This window comes from Burkholderia sp. Bp9031 (assembly GCF_003857965.1).
GTDB classification, from domain to species: domain Bacteria; phylum Pseudomonadota; class Gammaproteobacteria; order Burkholderiales; family Burkholderiaceae; genus Burkholderia; species Burkholderia ambifaria_A.
In genome coordinates this window covers 115,310-139,783 of record NZ_QTPW01000018.1, presented here as the reverse complement: position 1 = coordinate 139,783, position 24,474 = coordinate 115,310, and the positions used below count along the sequence as shown (strand labels likewise).

Here is a 24,474-nt window from a genome sequence, read left to right as displayed (position 1 = left end):
GACAGGTTCGCGTCGTCGAGCACGAGCAGTTCGCCCTGCGTCTTGTTGAAGCCGCGGTTCACGTGCTCGACGCGCAGAATTTCTTCGCCGAGGCGCGGCGGCTGCGGCGGCTGGGACGTCTTGACGGGGGCGTTGATAACGGTCGAATTTTGCATCGCGCTTACTCTCAATCGAGACGGAGCCGGGATTCCGCATAGGCGTACATCGGACGCCACAGCAGACGGTTGAACAAGGTAACGAACAGGGACATCACGGCGATGCCCAGGATGATCTTCGGGAAGTCGCCGGCGGCAGTCGTTTGCGCGATATACGAGCCAAGGCCATGCGCGACGACCCTGGTATCGCCCCACTGCACGAACTCGGACACGATGCTCGCGTTCCACGCGCCGCCCGACGCGGTGATCGCGCCGGTCACGTAGTACGGGAAAATGCCGGGCAGGATCGCCTGGCGCCACCATTGCCAGCCGCGAATGCGGAAATTCTTCGTCGCCTCCTTGTAGTCGTTCGGATAGGACATCGCGCCGGCGATCACGTTGAACAGGATGTACCACTGCGTGCCGAGCACGATCAGCGGCGACAGCCAGATATCGGCGTTCAGATGGAAGTGGACGATCACGATCACGAACACCGGGAACAGCAGGTTGGCCGGGAACGCGGCGAGGAACTGCGCGAGCGGCTGGATCTTCTCGGCGAGCTTCGGGCGCAGCCCGATCAGCACGCCGAGCGGCACCCAGACCACCGACGCGATCGCGATCAGCACCAGCACGCGCAGCAGCGTGATCAGCCCGAGCATCAGCACGTGACCGACCTCGCCGATCGTCACGCCGGTCGCGACGAAGCTGACGACGCGCCATGCGACGTACACGGTCAGCAGGACCACGAACGCGCCCCACACGACGTCGCCGACGCGCGACGAACGACCGTTCGACGCGACGCGTGCGCCGACACCCTTGAACGACGGCACGCGCAACGGAATCCGCGCGGCCTGCGACAGCAGCCAGCCGGCCGGCACCAGCAGCTGGTGGATCAGGTGCGTGCGGCGCATCATGTCGAGCAGCCAGGATTGCGGCGCATCGCCCGATGCGGTGTTCTCCATCCGGAACTTGTCGGCCCATGCGACGAGTGGACGGAACAGGAACTGATCGTACGCGAGGATCACGACCGACATCGCGACGATCACCCAGCCCACCGCGCCGAGGTTCTTGTTCGAGATCGCCTGCGCGAGATACGCGCCGATGCCCGGCAACGTGATGGTCTGGTTGCCGACGGTGATGGCCTCCGATGCGACGACGAAGAACCAGCCGCCCGACATCGACATCATCATGTTCCAGATCAGCCCGGGCATCGAGAACGGCACCTCGAGCTTCCAGAAGCGCTGCCACGGCGTCAGGTGAAAGCCGCGCGACACTTCGCTCAGGTCGCGCGGCACCGTGCGCAGCGACTGGTAGAAGCTGAACGTCATGTTCCACGCCTGGCTCGTGAAGATCGCGAAGATCGCGGCCAGCTCGGCGCCGAGCACGCGGCCCGGGAACAGCGCGAGGAAGAACGTGACCGTAAACGAGATATAGCCGAGCACCGGCACCGACTGCAGGATGTCGAGGATCGGGATCAGCACCATGCCGGCGCGGCGGCTTTTCGCAGCGAGCGTGCCGTAGACCAGCGTGAACGCGAGCGACGCGACCATCGCGGCGAGCATCCGCAACGTCGTGCGCAGCGCGTATTCGGGCAGGTTCGACGGATCGAGCGAGATCTTCTGCGTCTGCAGGGTCGCGATCGGCGCCATCGTTTGATGGAAGCCGACGATCGCCATCGCGAGTATGCCGATGATCAGCGGAAACGCAACCGCGTCCCAGCGATTGGGGAGCACACGCCACGCGGACGCGTTGGCGGTGCGATTCGGATCGAAGAAACTGATATCCATCGGTAGCGTGTTGGTCGAATTGAAAATCGATGGGAGCGGCAAAGCGCCGCGTCAGCGAGTACGGATCGGAACAGGTTCCCGGGAGTCGGGCGAACGATCGCCGGCAGTCGGAAAAGGCGGCGTGAGGCTGATGGTGTGTGTGCGATGACTGGCCGCACCGCGGGTTTCCGTTGCCGCGAGATTCGGCATGAGGGGCTCCGGAGAATTGATTCGGTGTCGCAGGCTATCGGGCGGGCATGACGCAAATGTGTCGTGTCACTTACAGGACATTGACAGGCCATCCGCCGGCGCTCCGTCATCACGCCGCAAACGGCGGGCAGCCGAATTCCGCCTCGCAACACGCGGGAATAAATCCGTCGCGGCACCGGTATGGCATGCGAAGGCGCCGGCTTATTCCAGGACGATCCGGCCGTCCGGTTCCGTCATACGATTGCGAGGCTCACATGTCTTCATCGACTCCTACCCGCCCGTCGCGCCGCAAGGCCCTGCAATGCATGGCCTTCGGCGGCCTCGGCACGTTGTTTACGCTGTCGGGCGGCATCGTGACGCCGTTCGATCTCGCGCTCGCGCAAAGCGGCGCCACCCTCCCCGCGAATACGGGCCGGCCGCTGTTCGTGCAGATCAGCGACACGCACATCGGCTTCAACAAGGACGCGAATCCCGACGTCGCGGCCACGCTGCGGCAGACCATCGACCTCGTCAACGGGATGTCCGCCGCGCCCGCGCTCGCGATCCATACCGGCGACATCACGCACCTGTCCAAAGCGGAGGAATTCGACCATGCGTCGCAGTTGCTGTCCGCGCTGCGCGTGCCCGAGCTGCACACGGTGCCCGGCGAACACGACGTGACGGACGGTTCGGGCGCCGAATACTTCAGCCGGTTCGGCAAGGCGTCGGACAACCGCGGCTATTACAGCTTCGATCACGCGGGCGTGCACTTCGTCGCGCTCGTCAACGTGATGCACTTCAAGCCGAACGGGCTCGGCAGCTTCGGCGACGACCAGCTCGCCTGGCTCGCGCAGGACCTGAAGGGGCAATCGTCGAGCACGCCGATCGTCGTGTTCTCGCACATGCCGATGTGGACCATCTACGAGCCGTGGGGCTGGGGCACCGGCGACGCACCGCAGACGATGGCACTGCTGCGCCGCTTCGGCTCGGTCACCGTGCTGAACGGGCACATCCACCAGATCGTGTCGAAGGTCGAGGGCAACGTGACGTTCCATACCGCGCGCTCCACCGCGTTCCCGCAGCCGACCGCCGGCAACGGCCCCGGCCCGGTGCCACTCACGGTGCCGCACGACCGGCTGCCCGCGATGCTCGGCGTGACGACCGTCGACTTCGCGGGCCATCCCGTCGCCGCGTCGCTGCACGACACGACGCTCGCCTGATCGCCCGATTCCCCGATCCAGATACGCAAGGAAACCGACATGACCTTCCTCAAGCCCTCGATGCTGCCGGCCGCGCTGATCCTGTGCGCGGCCGCCGCGGGCACGCCGCTCGCCGCGTTCGCGCAAACCCCGGCCGGCCCGCTCGTGACGATCCGCAATTTCATGTTTTCGCCGATGTCGACGACGATCAAGGCGGGCACGACGATCACCTGGAAGAACCTCGACGCGGAACCGCATACCATCGTCAACGACGCGGGCATCTTCCACTCGAAGGCGCTCGACCAGGACGAGACCTACTCGTTCCGCTTCGACAAGCCGGGCGTGTACAAGGTGTTCTGCGGGATTCATCCGTATATGAAGGAGACCATCACCGTCGAATGACGCGCCGCGCCGCAGGCCGCACGCCGAGCCGGCGCCGCGGAGTGAAGCGCGCCGATCGCCTACACTGGTTCCAACCGGCCGGAACCCGCCGGCCGTCACCGACCACGAGGAAAGCGATGACGGCAAGTCAACCCGCACATCCGAAACTGCCGGGCCAGGTGGTGCTCGTCCTCCAGGGCGGCGGCGCACTGGGCGCATACCAGCTCGGCGTATTCGAGGCGATGGACGCGGCGGGCATCCAGCCCGACTGGGTCATCGGCACGTCGATCGGCGCGATCAACGCGGCGCTGATCGCCGGCAACGCGCCCGGCCGCCGCGCGCAACGGATGGCCGAATTCTGGCGCCATGTGACCGAACGGCCCGCCTTCGACGTGCCGGGCTTCCCGACCGGCTGGGACAAGATCGGCGCCGAGCTCGCGGTCATCGGCGCCGGCATCCCGGGATTCTTCCGGCCGAATCCCGCCGCGTGGCTCGGGCCGCTCGCGCGCGTCGGCGTCGAGCACGCGTCGTACTACGTGGTCGAGCCGCTGCGCGACACGCTCGCGTCGCTGATCGACCTCGACCTGCTGAACGCGCGCCGGCCGCGGCTCACCGTCGGTGCGGTCAACGCGTGTACCGGCACGATGCGCTATTTCGATTCGCGCGACCGGCCGCTCGGCCTCGACCACGTGATGAGCTCGGGCGCGCTGCCGCCCGCGTTCCCGGCCGTGCGGATCGACGGCGCGCCCTACTGGGACGGCGGCATCTATTCGAATACGCCGGTCGAGGTCGTGCTGGACGACGCGCCGCGCCGCAGCTCGATCATCTTCTCGGTGCAGATGTGGAATCCGGTCGGACCCGAGCCGCAGAGCATCTGGCAGGTGTCGGAGCGGCAGAAGGACATCCAGTACGCGAGCCGCACGGACAGCAACATCGCGCGGCAACAGCAGATTCACCGGCTGCGCCACGTGATCCGGGAACTGGTCACGCGGCTGCCGGAGGCGGAACGCACGTCGGCCGACGTGCAGGCGCTCGCCGCGTGGGGCTGCCAGACCACGATGCGCGTGATCAAGCTCGCGGCGCCGCGGCTCGACGGCGACGATCAGTGGAAGGACATCGATTTCACGCCGGACGGCATCGCGGCGCGCCGCCAGGCCGGGTTCGACGCGGCGATGCAGGCGATCGCCGCGCGGCCGTGGGATCTGCCGATGGACCCGACGGAGGGGCTCAGCGTCTGGAGCCCGGAAGAGAACAGGATCGGCGAGCGGCACAACTGATGCCGCCGGGGGAACGCCTGCGCGCGCATCGTCCTGCCGCGGACCTGACTTACAGCGCGCGCACGATACCACCGTCGACGCGAATGTTCTGCCCGGTGATGTAGCCCGCGCCGTCCGACAGCAGGAACCGCACGGTCTGCGCGATCTCCTGCGTCTTGCCGAAACGGCCGACCGGGATGCGGGCCACGATCTCGGGCGTCTCCGGCCAGCTGTCGATGAAGCCGGGCAGCACCGAATTGATGCGAATGTTGTCCTTCGCATACCGATCGGCATACAGGCGCGTAACGGAACTCAGCGCCGCGCGCAGCGCGGACGACACCGGCATCGCCTGCTCGGGCGCGTCGGCCGCGAAGCTCGAAATATTGACCACCGCGCCGCCGCCCTGCTTCAGGAAGACGGGCGTCACCCGGCGCAGCACGCGAACGACGTTGAGCACGATCAGGTCGAGCCCTTCGTGCCACTTGTCGTCCTCGATGGCGAGCAAGTCGCCTTTCGGCGGATGCCCGGTATTGTTGACGACCGCATCGATACGGCCGTACTTCGCGAGCGTCTCGTTCACGAAGCGCTCGATGTCGGCGTCTTCGGTGACGGACCCCGCAATACCGAACCCGCCCAGTTCCTTCGCGAGTTCGACGGCGCTGCCGGATGGCGACATCAGCGCGACGCGATAACCGTTGTTCGCGAGGTCTCGCGCGATCGCGGCACCCATGCCCTTGCCAGCCGCCGTCACCAAAGCTACTTTCTCTACAGTCATGCTGCTCTCCCGGATAGGTCGGCTCAGCGCCGCGATCGTCGTTCCAAAGCGCCACTCTAGGACCCTATAATCGAATTGTCGAACGATGATTTCTCCACTCAGCCTGTAGAATTTCTACTGCATGAAGGCTCTTCTGCATGCCCGCCGGTTCCCGCCGCTCAACGCGCTTCGCGCGTTCGAGGCCGCCGCGCGCCATCTCAATTTCCGGCTGGCTGCCGACGAACTCGGCGTGACCCAGGGCGCGGTGGCGCAGCAGGTCAGGCATCTGGAAGACGTCGTGGAGGTCCAGCTGTTTCGGCGATTGCCGAGGGGGCTCGCGCTGACGCGCGAAGGGCTCGAGTATTTTTCGTCGGTCCAGCGTGCGCTGCAGATCATCTCCGACGCCACGGATGCCCTGGGCCAGCGCCCCACGGTTCTGGCCGTCAGCACGACGCCGTCGTTCGCGTCGAAGTGGCTGATTCCGCGCCTGGCGGACTTCGGCCGGCTGCACCCCGACATCGAGGTTCGCGTCATTGCCGACGAAAGGCTGGCGTCGTTTCGGGCTGACGGTGTCGACATCGCGATTCGATTGAGCAAACCGCCATTTCCGGCAGGCCTCGTCGCGGAGCGGCTGTCACCGCTCGACATCTTCGCCGTCGCCAGCCCGAAGCTGCTCGACGGCGACCCGCCGATCCGCACGCCCGCAGACTTGTCGAAGCATGTGCTGCTGCACGACGCGCACGACCTGTGGCCCGAGTTCATCGACAAGCTCGGTGAAAAGGGGCGGGCCGATCCGACGAAAGGGCCGCGGTTCAGCCAGTCGCTGCTTGCCATCGACGCGGCCGTTGCAGGCCAGGGCATCGCGCTGACCAGCGAACCGCTCGTCGAGCGCGACATCGCGGAAGGCCGGCTGCGCCGCGTGTTCGATTTTTCGTTTCCGATGTCGCTCGGCTTCTACGTCGTCTTTCCGCAGGCCAGTGCGCATTCGGAAGCGCTCGGGGCCATGCGCCAGTGGCTCTTTGCGCAGTACGGGAAAGCGTGATCCGCTGAAATCGCGACCAATCTGCAGGCGTACATGAATGTCCGCGCCCGAATTGCCGGCCAATACGGAGGACAGCCATTCCCTGACCAGCACCCTATGTCACGGAAATAAAAAACCCGCCTCGATGGGCGGATCAGAAATGCAAAAGGCCGCTCGACGCGGCCTTTTGTGCCCTGCATGTTGACGTCCACCGAATCTTGACGACCCGAGGTGGGTCAATTCTCGGTGGACATCAACTATCAGCACTACTTGGCGTCATATGCAGAAACCCACTGGAAGCCGAGAGCGGTTATCCCGCTCACGAGGCTCTGAAAATCCTGCAAGCCGGGCGTGCCGAGATCGGGCTCAAGCCAGAACGGATGGAAGAAGAAGGATGCAAAACCATCCCGAACCGTCAGCGCGTACTGTGCATTCGTGTAGAGATCCTGCCACGTGTATGACAGACACGAGTACGGATCGATATTGCATATGTTGTATTCGATGTTCCCAAGGTTCTCAGGCAGCACCCGTTGCCCGTAATAGTCGGTATTGATGATATACGGGAAGAACTGGCCAACCGAATAGTCGTGATTCGGCGCGGTCGAATTCAGGTTCGGCTGATCTGACGTGTAGTAGACAACCCGCTGGTAGGTCGTCTTGAACAGCGGCGGAACGGCCTTGATCGAAAGGGGTGAAGACTGGTAGTGCGGCGCCTCCCACGCGAAGGGAACATAGCCATTCGACGAAAATTCCTGCAGGCCCGCTTTCAGACGAGCCGATGCCCACTGTGTCGAATCTTCGTCCACAGGGCGGTTCTGCGTGGCAAGCCAGAACTCGAAGTCATTGCCGCTCACCGCGTTGTCGATATTCGGCGTCGAATTGTACTGATGCGTGTAGCCGTGCATCAGGATCTTGCCGCCCCGGGCCAGTGCGTAATTGAGTGCCTGCTTCAGACCGCTCGCCTGCGCGAGATGTACTGTCAGCGGCACGCCGTTGTTATAGGCGCCGAGCGGGTCTTCGTACCGCGGAATGGTGGCAATGGAAAACGGAATGCGCTTTGAATACATGTAATCGGTCAACGTCTTCATCGACGACGTGGTCGTGAACGCGTTGACGTCTTCAAGACGCACCATCGCGCGATGCAGCACCGGCTGGTTGGTCCCGAGAATGTCATGCAGCAGATCACAAATCACCAGGTACCGGTCGCGTGGCCCGATGTACGAGAACGGCATGTCGGCGAAGTACCAGAAATTGCCCGCGCGCATGACGTACGGCGCCTGCGCACCCGTCTGACTGTCCTTGATGGTGACAAGTACACTGGCCTTCGTCGCGTCGGACACCGCAGTGACGCCAATGTCGGGATCCGCGCTAATCACGCCGGTGCTGGCGTTGAACGCATAGTACTTGACCATGCTCGTGTTCTTGTAGGTCACCGTGTCGAAGAAGTTCGGGTTCGGGTTGCTGCTCGTTGGCGCGTAGGCCAGTCCACTCATCCCGGTGAAGGTAAATCCATAGCGGGCCGTGAAGTTGTACGACGGATCCCATGCGACTTCCCACAGGTTGTTCTTGAACCAGACCACCGTCTTTGACGTCGTGACGACGTCCGCGAGAAATGCGGACGGAATGGTGTTGTTGTAATAGTCCCCCAGATAGAAAGTCGCCTGATACTGTTCGACAGTTCCGGCCGTATAGCTGTCGACGGGCGCAAGCGTGACACTGGTGTTGAAATGGCCAAGCAGGTTGCGCAGCATGATCGCGTAAGCCATACCTAGCTTCGAGTACGGGTCGTTCGGTGGGGCATCATAGAGCACCAGGACCTTCGCCGTGGTGGTCTGCGCGAGCACGGAGGACGGCATCTGGGCAAATGCGAACCCGAGAGCCAGCACCCATGCGAGAATGAGCTTTTTCATCGTGATCTCCTTCGCGCCTAGTCGCGCTGAAAGTTGCCGTTGCCCAAACGATGTCTGCCTTCGTTGAAGTTCGGCCCCCTGCCGTGCTCGCGCTCGGCATGGCGTTTCCCCTCTTCCGACATGCCAGGCACAATCTCGGTCGCAACGGCCGTGCGCGGTGGAGGCTCGACGCGCTTGTGTGGGACGGAAGCACTCGGGACTCCGGCGCCCCAAGCGGTGCCCATCAATACAATCGCGGACGAAATCGCGGCACACGCCGCAGCAATCTTGAGCGGGGCTTTCATTGGAGAACTCCTTTCACTGACCTCTGACTGAAAACTGGGGTGTGCGATTAGGACGAACGCCTCGCGTGCGCCTTGAGTGTCAGGCAGACGCGAACCGAAGGGGCATGCCTGAATTGCTCCAGGCATCGTCACTTGCCCGACGACGGAACCATCCGTGGCGTCGGTCATGATCGCCCCGACTGTCAAGACCACCACTGCACCGGGAAACAACCGACAACAGATACGCTGTCGAAAGTGCAGCCGCGGCCTCGCCTGATCACTACATCAGCCACCCACGCATTAACAGTGCCAGGCTCTGTTCCGCCGAAGCGGGCCGGTAACAGCCGAAACAGAAGAGCACGGCAAGGCAAAAAAACGTAACGTCGAAGAAACGCAGGGTGACGGTGCGCCGTGGCACCGGCTCCAAGATTCATCAGTGCCAGTAGCGGAACGAGGCAATGCATTGCGACCCAGCGTTCGTTGTCGGGCCGGCGAAGTGAAAAATGCTATGGATCACGAATTTTCATTTCCGGACCAACTGAATGCCGGAACGTTTCGAGCCTGAGACGCCGTGCTGCTGGACAACGACAGCCCTATCAAGCACATTTCGGCCGTCTTGTTCAGATCCAAGTCGACATAGGCCCGCAGGCAGGCTTATCCGAAAGGGCGATAATTTCGTCGAAGAATGTCGTCGCACGACCAAAGACGATCTTCTTGTTATCGTTATCGGGTACCTGGATGGCTTTCATCTGAACAAGCCAATGCAGGTCAGCCACTCGCTGCTGGCGTGGCGCCCTGAGATCCGAGCGAGACCAGTTCAAGCCCCTCTCCCTCTATAAACGCATCGATGATCCGTCGCCTTCCTCGACGTCAGGCCGGATGGCGCACCTCGAGAAATCCTGCTCGGGCCGCTGGTAAGCTCGGGCTGCCGAACCGCGCGTGCGCGGTTCGTTGATTGCCCTCTACTTCACCGTTTGGCAGCGAGCCGAGATTCGCTTTTTGAAGTCGTGGCATTTCTTACCTTATCGTGCAAACGTCTGCTCACCGCGACGCGCAGCACGATCAGGAGTGGCCGACGGAGGTCGACGGAAACGTTTCCGGCGTCGTGACGCACCCGACCGGCGAACTGAAGATTCATACGACAGCTACGACTTCGAACCCTTCGAACCGCGTGAAGCGCGATCTTTTTTGTATGTCGACACGATCAACAACCCCACTCGCGGCAGTGCCTTCATGCATATCGCCTTTTTCCGATATATGATTCGCTCATCGACGATACCCGTTTGCACCGGTTTTCCGCCCCGAACACCACACCCCTTTCCATGCCGACCGAACTCGACATCGACGCGATCCTGAAAGCGCTTTCGAACCCCCTGCGCCGGGAAATCCTCGTCTGGCTGAAAACGCCGGGCGCGCATTTCCCGGAGCAGACGCTGCCATATGACCACGGCGTCTGCGCCGGGCAGATCGATGCGCGCTGCGGGCTGTCGCAGTCGACCGTCTCCGCGCACCTCGCGACGCTGCAGCGCGCGGGGCTCGTGACGTCGACGCGGATCGGCCAGTGGGCGTTCTTCCGGCGCAACGAGGCCGTCATCGACGCATTTCTCGACGCCCTGCGCCGCGAACTCTGACCCAGGCCATGCGGGCCGCACGCCGCGCACGACGCGACGGCCATCCCGCCTTTCGTGAAAAGGTTATCTGCCATGCCTACCCTGTTCGACCCCGTTACCCTCGGCGACCTGACCCTGCCGAACCGCATCGTGATGGCGCCGCTCACCCGCTCCCGCGCGGGCGCGACGCGCGTACCGAACGACCTGATGGCGCGCTATTACGCCGAGCGCGCATCGGCCGGCCTGATCATCAGCGAAGCGACCTCGGTCACGCCGCAGGGCGTCGGCTACGCGGACACGCCCGGCATCTGGTCCGACGAGCAGGTCGAAGGCTGGAAGCGCGTGACGCAGGCCGTGCACGCGGCCGGCGGCCGCATCGTGCTGCAGCTCTGGCACGTCGGCCGGGTCTCCGATCCGGTGTTCCTGAACGGCGACCTGCCGGTCGCGCCGAGCGCGATCGCCGCGGGCGGCCACGTGAGCCTCGTGCGCCCGCAGCGTCCGTACGTGACGCCGCGCGCGCTCGAACTCGATGAAATTCCGGGCATCGTCGCCGCATACCGCAAGGGCGCGGAGAACGCGAAGAAGGCCGGCTTCGACGGCGTCGAGATCCACGGCGCGAACGGCTACCTGCTCGACCAGTTCCTGCAGGACAGTACCAACCGCCGCACCGATGCGTACGGCGGCCCGGTCGAGAACCGCGCGCGGCTGCTGCTCGAAGTGGTCGACGCGGCAATCGACGTGTGGGGCGCGGGCCGTGTCGGCGTGCATCTCGCACCGCGCGGCGATGCGCACACCATGGGCGATTCCGATCCGGCCGCGACGTTCGGCTACGTCGCACGCGAGCTCGGCCGCCGCAAGATCGCGTTCATCTTCACGCGCGAATCGTATTCGGGCGACCACCTGAGCCCGCGCCTGAAGGAAGCGTTCGGCGGCCCGCTGATCGCGAACGAGCAGTTCACGCTCGAATCCGCGCAGGACACGCTCGCGAGCGGCAGCGCCGACGCGATCGCGTGGGGCAAGCTGTTCATCGCGAATCCGGACCTGCCGCGCCGCCTCGAACTCGACGCACCGCTGAACAAGCCGGTGCCGGAGACGTTCTACGCGGAAGGCGAAACGGGCTACACCGACTACCCGGCGCTCAGCGACGCGGCCTGACGGTCGGCAACAGGTTCATGCGCGCACCTCCGCGCGCATGAATACGCGCTGCGTCTCGTCGAGCCCGCGCTCGACGTGATGCGCACGGATGGCGTGCAGCGTGTCGTCGAGCGATGCATCGTCGATCACGTGGAAGCCGAGACGCGCGTAGTACGGCGCATTCCACGGCGCGTCGCGGAACGTCGACAGCACGACCTGGGCGATGCCGTCTTGCGCGGCGCGCGTCATGATCCTCGCGATCAGGCGCGCGCCGATCCGCAGCCCCGCGTGCGAAGGCGCGACATCCAGTTCCTCCAGATACAGCCGCTGCGCATCGAGCAACCGGTAGAACGCGAAGCCCACGCACGTCCCCGCATCGTCCGTCGCGACATACGCGCGACCGTCGTCGATGCGCACGAGCACGTCGGCCGCATCGGTCGGCTCACCTTCGGCGATGTCGGGCATGCCGATGTCGCGAAAGCGCCCGGCGGCGGCCACTTCCACGGCGGCCATCGCGGCCGCGTCTTCCCGCGTGGCGGGACGAATCCGGATCGATACTGTCATCACGACAAGGCAGGCAGTCGGGAACGGCGGTCACTATAATCGAAACTTCAGACCTTTCGAACATCCCTGCCCACGAGGTTCGTCATGACGCTGTCCGCGCTCGCCGTGTTCGCCATCGCCCTGCTCGTCACCGCCGGCACGCCCGGCCCGAGTGTCGCCGCGCTCGTTGCGCGCGTACTGACGAACGGCGTGCGAGACGTGCTGCCGTTCCTCGCCGCGATGTGGATCGGCGAGGCGCTGTGGCTCACGCTGGCCGTCGCCGGGCTGTCCGCGTTCGCGCGCACGTTCGAGACGGGCCTGCTCGTGCTGAAGCTGCTCGGCGTCGCGTACCTGCTGTTCCTCGCATGGAAGATGTGGACCGCGCCGACCGACACGAAGGCCGACGACCTGCCGCGCGGCCAGTCGCCGTGGCGCATGTTCGTCGCGGGCACGCTGGTCACGCTCGGCAATCCGAAGATCATGCTGTTCTATCTCGCGCTGCTGCCGACGATCGTCGACCTGACGCATGTCAGCGTGCTCGCGTGGGCCGAGCTCGTCGGCACGATGCTCGCGATCCTGATTCTCGCCGACTGCTTCTGGTCGCTGCTCGCGTCACGTGCGCGGGCATTCCTCACTTCGGCACGCGCGAAGCGGATCGCGAACCGCACGAGCGCGACGGCGATGGCCGGAGCGGCGGTGGCGATCGCGACGCGTTGAACGGCTCATTCGCACGGCATCTCGTCGTTGCGGAGCGAGCCGGGCGGCGGGCCGCCACGCCCGCCCGCCGCCGCACCCCAGCACGCTACGGCGTCCCGGCACTGCAGCAATAGGCCAGCAGGAACGTCGCGGTGCCCGCGTCGCCCTGCACGATCGCGCGCATGTCGCCGTTCAGCTTCGTCATCGCCGCGGTCACGTAATCCGGCGCGGGCAGCCTGGCCGTATTGAAGTCGTGCACCGCAACCGCGACCGGCCGGTTGTCCTTCGTCTTCGGCGAAGCCAGCGCCCGGTCTTCCGCGGCGAATCGCTGATCGCGCGTGGCGACCGCGCCGACCTGCCCCGCGCAATAGCCGTGCGTTCCCGACATGATGTGAATCGTGTGCCCATCGCCGCTCATCCCGGCCGCGATGGTATTGAGTGCCGCTGCGACGTCCCTGACGGTGCAGGGGCCGTGAAAGCCCCAGATCTGCACCGCGTTCGGGGTGTCCTTCATGATGTTGACGAGCGTTGCCATGACCTCTCTCCTTGCAGTCTGCGTGGCGGAAGGTTCGCGTAGCTGCCGGCGCTGCTTTCCACGACGCCATTCCCTGGCCGGCGCGATGCCGGGCACGCGGTGCCCGTTGCTCCCCGCCGAGTTGAAAAACATGCGGATATCCGCCGACGGGCTCGATCGAACCGTGCACGCCCACGAACGGTTCAACCTTATCCGTCGGCATCGGTTCGCAACATGGACCGCGCGTCACACATTCGGCAACGGGCCGATCTTCACGGGAGCCAGCCGGTACTAGCAGCCCACCGACCTGCACCGCTCGCCCGACGCGGGCGCGTGATCGTTGCACCCAACCAGCGCCCGCACCAACGCCCAGTCATCGTCGTCGCAGAAATCGAGCAGCATTTCGCCACACGTTCCACGCGGCTCGCGCAACCGCTCGGCGAGCCGCGCCTGAATCCCCCGCACCCGGCCGTCGCCGTGCGCGACCACCGACGGATTCGCGCCCATCCCCGTCCCGCTGCAGAAGTTGATCGCCCAGCGCCCGCTTTCCGGCGCGGGCATGCCGGTCAGCAGCGCATCGATCACGCGCCACTTGTAGTGGATCGACCCGGCAACGGGCACACGGCATTCATCCTGGATCACGAACGCCGCATCGGGATGATCGATCGTGAAGGTCGCGTTGTAGGGCCACGCGGTCAGGTCGATGCCGAACGGTCGGCTGCTGCGAAACCGCCACAGCAGCACCACCGCGCCGCGCACGTCGCCGAGCGCAGGCAGCGCGCCGCCCGCATGCCAGCGCAGCCGCGGATGCCGCGCGCAATGCGCATCGAATATCGCATCGAAGCTGCGCGTGCAGGCGTGCGCGGGCGGCTCAGCAAGGTCATGTGGTCTCTCTCGATCGGCGTGGTGGCGGGACGGCCTGGCGTTGCACACGTGTGGAACGCGGGCGCCGCTTCCGGCGGCCTGAAGCGAACGCCATTGTTCAGATCGCTCGCCAAGAATTTGTCGCACGCGGCGGACCGGCTGTGATCGCTGCCGGCCGGCCCGCTCGTGTCAGCGCGCGTGCGCCGTCAGAAGTTCACGCGAATCCCGGCCATCACCGCGAGTTGCCGGCTCGAATTGCTGTTCGCGAGCACCGGGATCTGCGCGTAGTTCGCCGCGTTGCCGTTCGCGTCGGTGCCGAGCCCCGTGCCGCTCGCGATCTGGCCGATCGCGACCGCATACAGGGCGGTGCGCTTCGACAGGCTGTAGTTCGTGCCGACGTTGACCTGGTGGAAGCGCGTCGTGCCGCGCCCGTCGGTATGCGCCGCGTTGAAGATGTACGCGACGCCGCCCTGCAGCGCGGGCGTGAACATGTACGTGACGTTCAGCTCGCCGATGTCGAACGTGAACGCCTGCGTGCGCGGCTGCGCGTCGGTCGAGAAATAGCGGCTGTCGCCGAGGCGCGTGTGTGTATAGGTCAGCGCGACCGTCGCCGCGCCGAACGTCACCGAGCCGCCCGCGCCGAACGCGCGCATCGAGCCGGCGTCCTGCAGCAGGCAGTACATCGCGCCCGGGTTGCTGCACGCGAAGTCGCCGATATAGCCGCTCGCGCCGCCGAGCGCCGCATCGAGCGGCTGGTGCAGGTCGAGATAGCCGACCGAGAACGCGACCGGCGCGCGGGTATAGGTCGCCGCGACCGAATAGCCGCGCTTCGCGGAAAAGTCGCCGGCCTGCCCGCCGAAGCTGAACGTGCCGCCGAACGTCAGGCCGTTGAAGTCCGCGCTGGTGAACTTCACCGCGTTGTTGAAGTTGAACGCGGCATTCAGGTTGTCGACGTCGCCGAGATGCGAACCGTACGGCGTCGCCCAGTTGTTGCTCGACACATAGGCGCCGAGCATGTCCGTATACGAGTCGTATTGCCGGCCGAGGCCGAGCGTGCCGATCGCATCCTGGCGCAGCCCGACCCACGCCTGCCGGCTGAACGCGGTGCCGCCCTGCAGCGCCTGCCCGTTCGCGGACAGGAACTGCTGCTCGAGCGAAAACACCGCGCTGAGCCCGCCGCCGAGCGGCTCGGCGCCCTGAAACCCGAAGCGGGACGGCACGAGGTTGCCGCCGCCCATCTGCCACGCATGGCCGCCGCCCGTGCTGCCGTCGGCGCGCGTGAACTGCTGGTTCGTCGAATAAATGATGCCGGTGTCCACGGTGCCGTACAGCGTCACGCTGCCGGAGGTCTGTGCGTGCGCGTGCATGCAACCCAGCGTGGCCGCCGCTGCGGCCAGTCTTCGTCCGATCTTCATGTCCCGCCCCTCTGTTGTCATCGATTCGCAGTGCAAACCGATGGAGTTGTCGATATGGGTGACAGGACTCTATCCAACGAAAATTCGGGACCCCTATCCCAAATCAGCAAACGGTGAAGCGGACGGGCGCCACACGACGGCACCTGGCGGCACCGTCAGGCGCGAGGGCATCATTCGGGGCGCAAGGTTTGCGACGGCAGTTCGCCGAACAGGTCGCGATACTCGCGCGCGAAATAGCCGAGATGCGTGAACCCCCAGCTCGCGGCGGCCTCGCCCACGCCGAGCTGGTGCGCGGAAGTGGTGCGCAGCAGGCGCCGCACCGCGTTCAGCCGGATCGTGCGCAGATAGCCGACGGGCGTGACGTCGGCGACGCGCTGGAAGCTCGTCTGCAGCGTGCGGCGGCTGCAGCGCAGCGCGCGGCACAGCTCGAGCACGGTGACGGGTTCCTCGGGCCGGTCGCGCAGGTGCTTCTCGCACCGGCTGACGATATCGCTGTAGGTGGCGTGCGTGATGTCGCGGCGCTCGACGCCGATGCCCTGCTCGAGCGCATCGAGGAACATGCCGAGCATCGCATCGCGGAACATCTTGCGGGTGGCCGCATATTCGAGACAGCCTGGATTGCGCTGCGCATCGTCGATCAGCGACGACAGCCGCGCGCCGAGCGCGACGCCCTGCTCGTCGGACAGCCGCGTGACGTGCCGCAGCTTGCGCGCGCCGGCTGCGCCGAACTCGGCTTCGCACAGCTCGTCGACCATGTCCGACGCGGCGCTGATCCCGACCAGCCCCATCCCTTCCGGCGTATGGAATTCGAAATCCTCGCCGGCGCGCAGCGCGAGCAGCGCATAGCCGTCGATCGGCTGGCACTGGAACGTGCCGGCGAGCGGCACCGACAACGGGACGGCGAGCGACGTGCGCCCCGCCGGCGCGAGACCGGTTTGCGCGACACGCCGGTTGGTCGTCTCGCGAAAGAAATGGAAGTCGTCGTACAGCACCTGCGTGACGGTGCCCTTGAACCGGCCCGGTGTCATCTGGCGGTAGACCTGATGCCAACCCGCGATCGCGAGCCCGTGGTCATGCACGTCTTCGTGTGAGCGTGACTGGAACAGCATCGGCATCTCCGGTGAAACCCTGAACCCGCGTTGCGGCCGCACGGCCCGCAGCGCCACAGCTTACCCCCGCAAAATTCCGCGCAGTGCGGTTTCGAATGCAAGACAGGCCGCCGACAGCGCGGCGGCCTGCTCGCCGGCGAGGCGGACATAGCGGCGAAACGACGGCATCCGGTTCACGACCTCGCTGCCGCCGAACGGCACGACGACAAGCGTCCAGCACCCGTCGCACGCGACGATCGTGCAGTCGGTCAGGTGCAGCGGGCGCAGCGCATCGGCGAGCGACGGCTGCGCGACGAGTGCGGCCACGGTTCGTGCGAATCCGGGGTCGCATCCTGGCTCGGCTTCGGCCGCGACGCCGGTGCGCCGCAGCCAGCCGGTCTGCAGCACGCGGGCGCGGCCCTGCCCGGCCGGGCCGGGCGCGGCAACCGTCACCCGCACGCCGACCGTATGCATCAGGAACTGCCGATCGACGCGTTCGTCGACACGCACGCGCACGCCGTTCGGCAAGCGGGCCGTCGCGTCGCCGGCCCCACCGTCCGCGTCGCGCACCGCGCCGAGATCGGCGAGCACGCGCGCGGCGATCGCGCCGGGCCGGTGGCCGGGCGGCGGCGTATCGGGCGCCGTGCGCCACCGGGCGAATGCGACCCTCACGACGCGACGTGCTCTTGGCGCAGCACTTCCTCGACCGGCACCGGCTTGAACGGATGCCGGCGCTGCACGACGACCGTCCAGAACAGCGCGTACAGCGCGGTGAGCCCGAGCATCGCGCCGAACGGCACGTAGATGTCGCGCGCGTTCATGCCGGGCGGCGTGATGTACCAGATCGCGAGCACGATGCCGACGCTCGACACGATCTGCGGCAGCGGGAACAACGGCGAACGGTACGGGCGCGGCAGGTCCGGACGGCGAATCCGCAACATCACGACCGACGCGGTGACGAGCAGGTACGCGGTGCCCCACGCGCAAGTCGCGGCGAGCACGAGGTGCAGGATGCTGTCGAGATTGCCGTTGATCAGCCATGCATGGAAGATCGGCACGATCGCCGCAGCAACGATGCCGACCACCGGCGTCTTGAAGCGCGGATGCAGATACGCGAAGCAGCGCGGCAGCGCGCCGTCGATCGCCATCCCGTACAGGATGCGCGGCAGCCCGGCCATCAGCGTGTTGATCGTCGCGGCGCCCGCGCACAGGAACGCGATGCCGAACCATACGCGGCCGAAGGGCCCAAGCACCTGCAGCGCGAACGCGGGAATCGCCGCCGGCGTGTCGAGCAGGTGCGTGAGGCCGTCGGGGCTGACCGGCACGTTCGCGACCTGGCGGCGGATCGCCGCGCCGTACAGGAACATGCAGATCGCGACGCCGACGAGGCCGAGCGTCATCGCGCGCGGAATCGTGCGGCCCGGCGCCTTCATTTCCGGCGCGAGCGGCGTGACGAACTCGCAGCCGACGAACATGAACATCGCCATCCCGACCAGCGACAGCACGGCCGGCACCGACGTGCCGACTGCCGAGCCGCCGAACCAGCCGTCGAGATGCACGGCCGGCGCCGCCGCGAGCCCGAGGATCCCGAAGATCATCAACGACAGCCACATGCCGGCCGTCAGCACGATCTCGAGCTTGCTGAACACCTTGATGCCGATGATGTTGGTGATCGCGAACGTGACGACGAGGCCGACGCCGACGAGCCACGAGCTGTTGTGCTTCTCGAACGCTGCGTTCAGCGACTCGAAGTTGACGAGCGCCATGATGCCGCTCAGGATCGTCTCCGCCGTGCCGGCGAACACGTGCACGAGGAAGTACGCGGAAATCGTGCCGGTGATCGCCCAGAAGCGGCCGAGCCCGCACGACAGGTAATCGTAAACCGAGCCGGCCGTCGGCAGCATCGCGGCGGCTTCGGAGAACGTCGTCGCCTGCGCCTGCATCATCACGAACGCGATGATCATCGCGACCGCGAACGCCCAGCCGCCCATCCCGAAGCCCGACGTCGCGGTGAGAATCACCGGGCTCGCCATGATGAGGCCGACGGCACTCGCCAGCGCGGTCGGAAAGCCGACCGCACCCGCCTTCAGCACCGTGCCGCCACCCGCTTCAGCCGGCGCACCGGCGGGCGTATCGCCCGCGGCGCCGGTCACTCCAGACCATCCCGACATCCTTGTCTCCTTCCTATGTCGACCCGGGCCGCCGCTTCGTCGGCGGCCGGGGTCCCATGCTATGCGGTCGGCCCGGGGCGGCGCTGCTGCGCTTCGATCCCCGGGCCCCCTGTCGATCACACCTTGATCCGATGTCGAAAAAATACGCAGGCAAAATAATCCGGTCATAGCGCAAATCGGCAAACCGGCGGCGGCGCACGGGTTATCCCGCCCTCCGCCGCCGGTTCGTCGTCACGCGATCACGGCATCACGGCGTCTCGGCCTCACGCGAACGGCACGGCCTCGAAGCCCGCCGCGAGCGCGTCGACGATCCGGTCGAGTTGCTCGCGCTCGATCACGAGCGGCGGCGACAGGATGATCTTCGTGCCGACCGGGCGCACCAGCACACCGTGCTCGCGCGCTACTTCGGCGACCGCGTTCGCATAGCCGGACAGCGGGTCGATCGGCTCGCGGGTCTGCTTGTTCGCGACGAGGTCGAGCGCGAGCATCAGCCCCTTGCCGCGCACCTCGCCGACCGCCGCGAAGCGCTGCGGGAACGACTGCAGCGCTTCGAGCAGATACGCGCCCTGTTTCGCGGCATTGCCCGGCAGGTCTTCCTTCACGACGATGTCGAGGCTCGCGATCGCGGCCGCGCATGCGACCGGGTGCCCGGCGTACGTGTAGCCGTGCATGATCGCGCCGCCGAAGTCCGCGTTCGCGGCGAACGCGTCCTCGATCCGCGCGTTCACGGCCGTCGCGCCGAGCGGCACGTAGCCGGACGAGATCCCCTTCGCGAGGCACATGATGTCGGGGCGCACGCCCCAGCCGCGACTGCCGAACAGGCTGCCGCTGCGGCCGAAGCCCGTCACGACTTCGTCGGCGATCAGCAGCACGCCGTAGCGGTCGCACACCTCGCGCACAAGCGGCCAGTAGTTGGCCGGCGGCACGATCACGCCGCCCGCGCCCTGCACCGGCTCGGCGATGAACGCGGCGACCGTGTCGGGGCTCTGGAACTGGATTTCGCGCTCCAGCATTTCCGCGCAGATCCGGCCGAGCTCTTCCGGATCCTGCGTGAACGGGTTGCGGTACAGCCACGGCGTCTCGACGTGAAAGCAGCCGGGCAGGTTCGGTTCGTAGTTGCGGCGGAACACCGTATTGCCGTTCACCGATGCGCCACCAAAGTGCGTGCCGTGATAGCCCTGCTTCAGCGAGATGAACTTCGTGCGGTCGGCCTGGCCGCGCACCTTCCAGTACTGGCGCGCGATCTTCAGCGCGGTCTCGATCGAGTCGGAGCCGCCCGAGCTGTACAGCACGCGGCGCATCCCTTCCGGTTCGAGCATGTCGATCAGCTTCTTCGACAGCTCTTCCGCGCGCGGATGCGAAATGCCGTCGAACAGCTGGAAGTACTCGAGCTCGTCGAGCTGGCGCACGATCGCGTCCTTCACTTCCTGGCGGTTGTGCCCGACGTTCACGTTCCACAGGCCCGCGACGCCGTCGACCAGCTGCCTGCCGGTTTCGTCGAATACGTAGCAGCCGTCGCCGCGCACGATGCGGATCGGCTTGCGCTGTTTCATTTCGTTCGGGTGCAGCATCGGGTGCCAGAACTTCGCTTCGTTGTAGCTCATTGCAGTCTCCACTTTCGGATCGGTTGAACCTCGATCGCCGAGATTCGGGGGTTTGGCAGTTGGCGTCGCGCGTCAGTGCGCGATGCAGACGGATTTGGTTTCGGTGAAGCCCTCGATCGCGTACTGGCCGAACTCGCGGCCGATGCCCGACTGCTTGTAGCCGCCGAACGGCATCGACGGGTCGAGCGGGATATGGCAGTTCACCCACACGGTGCCGGCCTCGATCTGCGGCACGAGGTTCATCACGCGCTTCAGGTCGTTGCTCCAGATGCTCGCGGCGAGGCCGTACGGCGACGCGTTCGCGAGCCGCACCGCATCGGCCGCGTCGTCGAACGGCACGACGACGATCACCGGACCGAACACTTCGTCGCGCACGATCGCGCTGTCCGGATGCGGATCGGCGATCACGGCCGGCTTCACGTAGTAGCCGGGCAAGTCGTCGGCCGGCGTGCCGCCCGCTAGGAACGTGAGGCCCGCGCGACGCGCGCCTTCGATGTGCTGGACCACCTTGTCGCGATGGTGCGCGGAGACGAGCGGGTTGATCTGCGCGGTCGTGTCGAGGCCCGCGCCGAGCTTCATCGACTGCGCGACGCCCGCGAGGCCGTCCGCGAGTTGCGCGAACTTGCTGCGGTGCACGTAGATGCGCGATGCGGCCGCGCACACCTGCCCCTGGTTGAAGAACGCGCCGGCCGCGACGCCGTCGAGCGCCTGCGCGACGTCGATGTCGTCGAGCATCACGATCGGATTCTTGCCGCCGAGTTCGAGCGAGAAGCGCGTCATGTTCTGCACGGCCGCCGCGCCGACCAGCTTGCCGGTCGCGGTCGAGCCGGTGAACGAGATCTTCGCGATCGACGGGTGGCTCGCGAGCGCGGCGCCGCACGTGCGGCCGCCGGTGACGACGTTGAACACGCCGGGCGGCACGCCGGCGTCGCGTGCGAGTTCGGCGAGGCGCAGTGCGGTGAGCGGCGTTTCCGGCGACGGCTTCAGCACGATCGTGCAGCCGGCCGCGAGCGCGGGGATCAGCTTCCACACCGCGATCATCAGCGGGAAGTTCCACGGCACGATCGCGGCGACCACGCCGACCGGCTCCTTGCGCGTATAGGCCGTATAGCGCGCGCCGGGCGGGAACGGAATCGACACGTCGAGCGTCTGGCCGGTGATCTTGGTGGCCCAGCCGGCCATGTAGCGCACGTATTCGACACTCGCGCCGACCTCGATCGCGCGCGACACGTGGATCGACTTGCCCTGGTTCAGCGTTTCGAGTTGCGCGAGCGTTTCGGCATTGGCTTCGATCAGGTCGGCGAGCTTCAGCAGGATGCGTTCACGGTCGGCCGGGCGCAGGCCGCTCCACACGCGAGTGTCGAACGCGTGCTTCGCGCTCGCGACGGCGCGGTCGACGTCGCGTTCGTCGGCGTCCGCGACCGTCGCGAGCCGCTCGCCCGTTGCGGGGTCGTACACGTCGAGCCGCGCGGCCGCGTGTGAAGGCTGCATTTCACCGTCGATGAAGAGGCCGAAATCGCGCGCAACGAAGGTGCGCACGGTGTCGCTGACGGCGACGAAGTTCGTGGTGCTCATGGGCGTCTCGATGTTTGTCATGGCTGGGCCGCATGCGTTGGGGCATGCGGGCGTCGAACCACTGTATCGACGGGGGATCGCGCCCGGTGAGCGCAAATTGGCAGCGCGTGGGGGATCGAAACGCGGGTGACTCGGGAACGTGGGATGACGGTGTGCGAACGTCGCGTTATCGTCGGACCGATTAATGACGTGGTGCGGGTGCGGAAAAATTACAGGAACAACGCCCCCACCAGTTCCGTGCGATTCGACACGCCGAGCTTCCGGTACATGCGCATCAGATGCGTCTTGATAGTCGGCTGCCCGAGCGCGAGATCGCGTGCGATCTCCTTGTTCGAGCGGCCATCGCGCACGAGGCGCGCGATCTGTTCCTCGCGGTACGTCAGCCGCGCCTCGCAGCCGATCCGGTGAATCCCGCGCCGCATGCGCAGCAGCGGGGCCAGCGCCGCTTCGGCAACCGGCTGCAGCCGTGCCAGCGCGTCGATCTCGCCCGAAGCGAACCGTCCCGCCGTGCGATTGCCGTCCGCGTCGCCTCGCCCGAAGCGCAGCAGCGAAAATGCGCCGACCGTGCGGTCCGCATCGTCGCGCAGCCAGATCTCGACGACGTCGGCGACATCGTGCCGCCGCAGGAAACGGGTCCAGTACGCGGATGCGTCGCGTCGTTCGTCGGGCAATTGGGAAGCGAGCGTGACGACCGCGCGTTCGCCCGCGGCGCAACGCGACGGGTGTAGCGGATCGAGCATCCGGTAGCGCGCGATGTAGGTGCGATGCATCGACTCCGGCATCCCGAACAGCTCGAAATCGGCCGGCTCGCCGCTCAGGTCGAGCCGGTAGAACACGATCGCGGACGGGCTCGCGAATGCGTCGAACGCATCCACGCACGCACGTAGCGCGCGCTGCCAGTCGGCGGCTTCGTGGTCGGCGGTAACGGATGAGGTCGGCATGGCGGGAGCGGCCTGCGGGCGAACGTATCGAAGATCGAAGTTCGGGCCAGCCTACCGGCGCCGAAATGGGCCGGTGAGCACAAATCGGCAAATCATCGGTGGGGGGTGGATGGCGGGCGCGCCGGCCGTGTCGCGGCAACAGATCGCGGCAACAGAATCTGCGTCAGGAAATCATGTGTCGCGCATGCGCCGCGAGCCGTGCGACCGAAAATGGACATCGAAGGTAGCGCGAAACATCGCATGCGCCGATCAAGCGCGATCGGAACGATCCGCGAAGTTTCCGGGATGGCCGTGCGTGCGGCCGCGAAACGCAGGCGCGGCAGCGTGCGCGCCCCGCCGTGTCAGTCAGTATCAGCGTGCGTTCGCGGCGAACGTATCACAGGCGCTCAGTTCGCCCGACTCCATCCCGCGCCGCAGCCAGTACACGCGCTGCTCGCTGGTGCCGTGCGTGAAGCTCTCCGGCACGACGTAGCCCTGGCCTTGCTGCTGCAGCCGATCGTCGCCGATCGCGGCCGCCGCCTTCAGCCCCTGCTCGAAATCGCCGGGTTCCATCAGCCGCTGGTTCGCGCGCTGCGCGTTGTTCGCCCACACGCCGGCGAAGCAGTCGGCCTGCAGTTCCATGCGCACCGACAGCGCGTTCGAGCGCGCCTGGCTCGAACGGCGGCGCGCGGCATCGACCTTGTCGGAAATGCCGAGCAAGTTCTGCACGTGATGGCCGACTTCGTGCGCAACCACGTAGGCCTGCGCGAAGTCGCCGCCTGCGCCGAACCGCTTGCGCAGCTCGTCGTAGAAACCGAGATCGATATACACGTTGCGGTCGCCCGGGCAGTAAAACGGCCCCATCGCGGTCTGGCCGGTGCCGCACGCGGTCGGCGTCGAGTTCGTGAACATCACGAGCTTCGGCGGCTCGTACTGCGCATGCAGTTGGGTGTTGAAGACGCCCGTCCACGTGCGCTCGATATTGCCGAGCACCTTGCGCGTGAACACCGCGCCGGGATCGTTCGCCGGTGCGCCCTGGCGCTGCGCGGGCGCGGGCTGCGCCTGCTGGCGGCCCTGCAGCGCCGATGCGCCTTCGAGCACGACACGCGGGTCGATCCCGAAGAAATACGATGCGGCCAGCGCGACCACGATCGTGCCGATGCCGATCGTCGCGCGCCCGCCGCCGAACCCGCCGCCGCCGCGTCGATCCTCGACGTTCACGCTTTCTCTTTCGTCGTCCAGCCTCATTGCCGGCCCCTCCCTGCTCTTGTCGATGGTCCGGCCGCGCGATGCGCAGCCGGGCGGTCCGCCACCGCGACGTGCGCGATCGGCAAACGCGATGCATTCGTATCGGGCGCACGCTCACGCCGATCGTGTCGCCTGCCGCTCCGCTTGCACGACGGAATCAGCACGGCACGGCGCGCCGTGCACCAGTGCACGGGCCCGCCCGCTATTTTGCCGGGCTTT

General features: G+C 66.3%; 22 protein-coding genes and 2 pseudogenes. 7 read left to right on the top strand and 17 right to left on the bottom strand.

The features are described 5' to 3' along the window. A pseudogene (locus DIE15_RS22790) lies at positions 1-155 on the bottom strand (nitrate ABC transporter ATP-binding protein); the annotation flags it as partial. Positions 156-166: 11 nt separating this feature from the next. After that, the gene (locus DIE15_RS22785; RefSeq protein ID WP_124834408.1) at positions 167-1,921 is read right to left on the bottom strand and encodes an ABC transporter permease subunit; all 1,755 of its coding nucleotides are present in this window, start codon (positions 1,919-1,921) and stop codon (positions 167-169) included. A 443-nt stretch (positions 1,922-2,364) separates the two neighbouring features. On the opposite strand from DIE15_RS22785, the gene DIE15_RS22780 reads away from it, so the two are divergent. From DIE15_RS22780 to DIE15_RS22770, 3 genes are all read left to right on the top strand, one after another. After that, positions 2,365-3,309 (top strand): metallophosphoesterase, encoded by a 945-nt coding sequence (locus DIE15_RS22780; RefSeq protein WP_124834407.1) that lies wholly within the window; start codon positions 2,365-2,367, stop codon positions 3,307-3,309. Positions 3,310-3,348: 39 nt separating this feature from the next. After that, positions 3,349-3,690, top strand: a complete 342-nt coding sequence (locus DIE15_RS22775) for a cupredoxin family copper-binding protein (RefSeq protein ID WP_124834406.1) — start codon at positions 3,349-3,351, stop codon at positions 3,688-3,690. Between the two features lie 116 nt (positions 3,691-3,806). After that, complete coding sequence (locus DIE15_RS22770) at positions 3,807-4,946, top strand: patatin-like phospholipase family protein (protein ID WP_124834405.1); 1,140 nt, start codon at positions 3,807-3,809, stop codon at positions 4,944-4,946. Between the two features lie 49 nt (positions 4,947-4,995). Here the strand turns inward: DIE15_RS22770 and DIE15_RS22765 are convergent, their stop codons facing one another. Next, the gene (locus DIE15_RS22765) at positions 4,996-5,700 is read right to left on the bottom strand and encodes an SDR family oxidoreductase (protein ID WP_057930107.1); all 705 of its coding nucleotides are present in this window, start codon (positions 5,698-5,700) and stop codon (positions 4,996-4,998) included. 121 nt (positions 5,701-5,821) lie between these two features. Between DIE15_RS22765 and gcvA the strand changes: the two genes are divergently transcribed. After that, a complete protein-coding gene (gene gcvA / locus DIE15_RS22760; RefSeq protein WP_057930106.1) occupies positions 5,822-6,721 on the top strand; it encodes a transcriptional regulator GcvA in 900 nt (299 codons plus the stop codon). A gap of 245 nt (positions 6,722-6,966) precedes the next feature. Here the strand turns inward: gcvA and DIE15_RS22755 are convergent, their stop codons facing one another. From DIE15_RS22755 to DIE15_RS22745, 3 genes are all read right to left on the bottom strand, one after another. Next, positions 6,967-8,610, bottom strand: a complete 1,644-nt coding sequence (locus tag DIE15_RS22755; protein WP_124834404.1) for a DUF2334 domain-containing protein — start codon at positions 8,608-8,610, stop codon at positions 6,967-6,969. Positions 8,611-8,627: 17 nt separating this feature from the next. Beyond that, positions 8,628-8,894: a hypothetical protein gene (locus tag DIE15_RS22750; protein ID WP_124834403.1), complete on the bottom strand. Its 267-nt coding sequence runs from the start codon at positions 8,892-8,894 to the stop codon at positions 8,628-8,630. Between the two features lie 599 nt (positions 8,895-9,493). Beyond that, on the bottom strand, positions 9,494-9,694 hold the full coding sequence (locus DIE15_RS22745; RefSeq protein ID WP_124834402.1) for a hypothetical protein: 201 nt from the start codon (positions 9,692-9,694) through the stop codon (positions 9,494-9,496). A gap of 501 nt (positions 9,695-10,195) precedes the next feature. On the opposite strand from DIE15_RS22745, the gene DIE15_RS22740 reads away from it, so the two are divergent. After that, positions 10,196-10,504, top strand: a complete 309-nt coding sequence (locus DIE15_RS22740; RefSeq protein WP_012366423.1) for a helix-turn-helix transcriptional regulator — start codon at positions 10,196-10,198, stop codon at positions 10,502-10,504. A gap of 72 nt (positions 10,505-10,576) precedes the next feature. Continuing rightward, positions 10,577-11,638, top strand: coding sequence for an alkene reductase (locus tag DIE15_RS22735; RefSeq protein WP_057930102.1), 1,062 nt, complete (start codon positions 10,577-10,579; stop codon positions 11,636-11,638). 15 nt (positions 11,639-11,653) lie between these two features. On the opposite strand, the gene DIE15_RS22730 is transcribed toward DIE15_RS22735, so the two are convergent. Further along, the gene (locus tag DIE15_RS22730; RefSeq protein ID WP_124834401.1) at positions 11,654-12,181 is read right to left on the bottom strand and encodes a GNAT family N-acetyltransferase; all 528 of its coding nucleotides are present in this window, start codon (positions 12,179-12,181) and stop codon (positions 11,654-11,656) included. A gap of 84 nt (positions 12,182-12,265) precedes the next feature. Between DIE15_RS22730 and DIE15_RS22725 the strand changes: the two genes are divergently transcribed. After that, positions 12,266-12,877, top strand: a complete 612-nt coding sequence (locus DIE15_RS22725; protein ID WP_124834400.1) for a LysE family translocator — start codon at positions 12,266-12,268, stop codon at positions 12,875-12,877. A gap of 85 nt (positions 12,878-12,962) precedes the next feature. Here DIE15_RS22725 and DIE15_RS22720 read toward each other — a convergent pair whose 3' ends face one another. The 10 genes and pseudogenes from DIE15_RS22720 to DIE15_RS22675 form a co-directional block, all read right to left on the bottom strand. Then, complete coding sequence (locus DIE15_RS22720) at positions 12,963-13,391, bottom strand: hypothetical protein (RefSeq protein WP_057930099.1); 429 nt, start codon at positions 13,389-13,391, stop codon at positions 12,963-12,965. A gap of 270 nt (positions 13,392-13,661) precedes the next feature. After that, positions 13,662-14,243, bottom strand: a pseudogene (locus tag DIE15_RS22715) (phosphatidylinositol diacylglycerol-lyase); the annotation flags it as partial. A gap of 197 nt (positions 14,244-14,440) precedes the next feature. After that, on the bottom strand, positions 14,441-15,649 hold the full coding sequence (locus tag DIE15_RS22710) for a porin (protein WP_057930097.1): 1,209 nt from the start codon (positions 15,647-15,649) through the stop codon (positions 14,441-14,443). 170 nt (positions 15,650-15,819) lie between these two features. After that, complete coding sequence (locus tag DIE15_RS22705) at positions 15,820-16,758, bottom strand: helix-turn-helix domain-containing protein (RefSeq protein ID WP_057930114.1); 939 nt, start codon at positions 16,756-16,758, stop codon at positions 15,820-15,822. Between the two features lie 60 nt (positions 16,759-16,818). Next, positions 16,819-17,409, bottom strand: a complete 591-nt coding sequence (locus DIE15_RS22700) for a DUF3156 family protein (RefSeq protein WP_124834399.1) — start codon at positions 17,407-17,409, stop codon at positions 16,819-16,821. Further along, positions 17,406-18,908 carry an APC family permease gene (locus DIE15_RS22695; RefSeq protein WP_124834398.1) on the bottom strand — a complete coding sequence of 501 codons (1,503 nt, stop codon included), beginning with the start codon at positions 18,906-18,908 and terminating at the stop codon, positions 17,406-17,408. The genes DIE15_RS22700 and DIE15_RS22695 overlap by 4 nt, the downstream gene beginning before the upstream one ends. A gap of 263 nt (positions 18,909-19,171) precedes the next feature. Next, on the bottom strand, positions 19,172-20,512 hold the full coding sequence (locus DIE15_RS22690; protein WP_057930094.1) for an aspartate aminotransferase family protein: 1,341 nt from the start codon (positions 20,510-20,512) through the stop codon (positions 19,172-19,174). A gap of 72 nt (positions 20,513-20,584) precedes the next feature. Beyond that, complete coding sequence (locus DIE15_RS22685) at positions 20,585-22,087, bottom strand: aldehyde dehydrogenase family protein (RefSeq protein ID WP_124834397.1); 1,503 nt, start codon at positions 22,085-22,087, stop codon at positions 20,585-20,587. A 209-nt stretch (positions 22,088-22,296) separates the two neighbouring features. Further along, positions 22,297-23,028, bottom strand: coding sequence for a response regulator transcription factor (locus DIE15_RS22680; RefSeq protein ID WP_124834396.1), 732 nt, complete (start codon positions 23,026-23,028; stop codon positions 22,297-22,299). A gap of 351 nt (positions 23,029-23,379) precedes the next feature. Beyond that, a complete protein-coding gene (locus DIE15_RS22675) occupies positions 23,380-24,255 on the bottom strand; it encodes a neutral zinc metallopeptidase (protein WP_124834395.1) in 876 nt (291 codons plus the stop codon). Between the last annotated feature and the right edge of the window lie 219 nt (positions 24,256-24,474).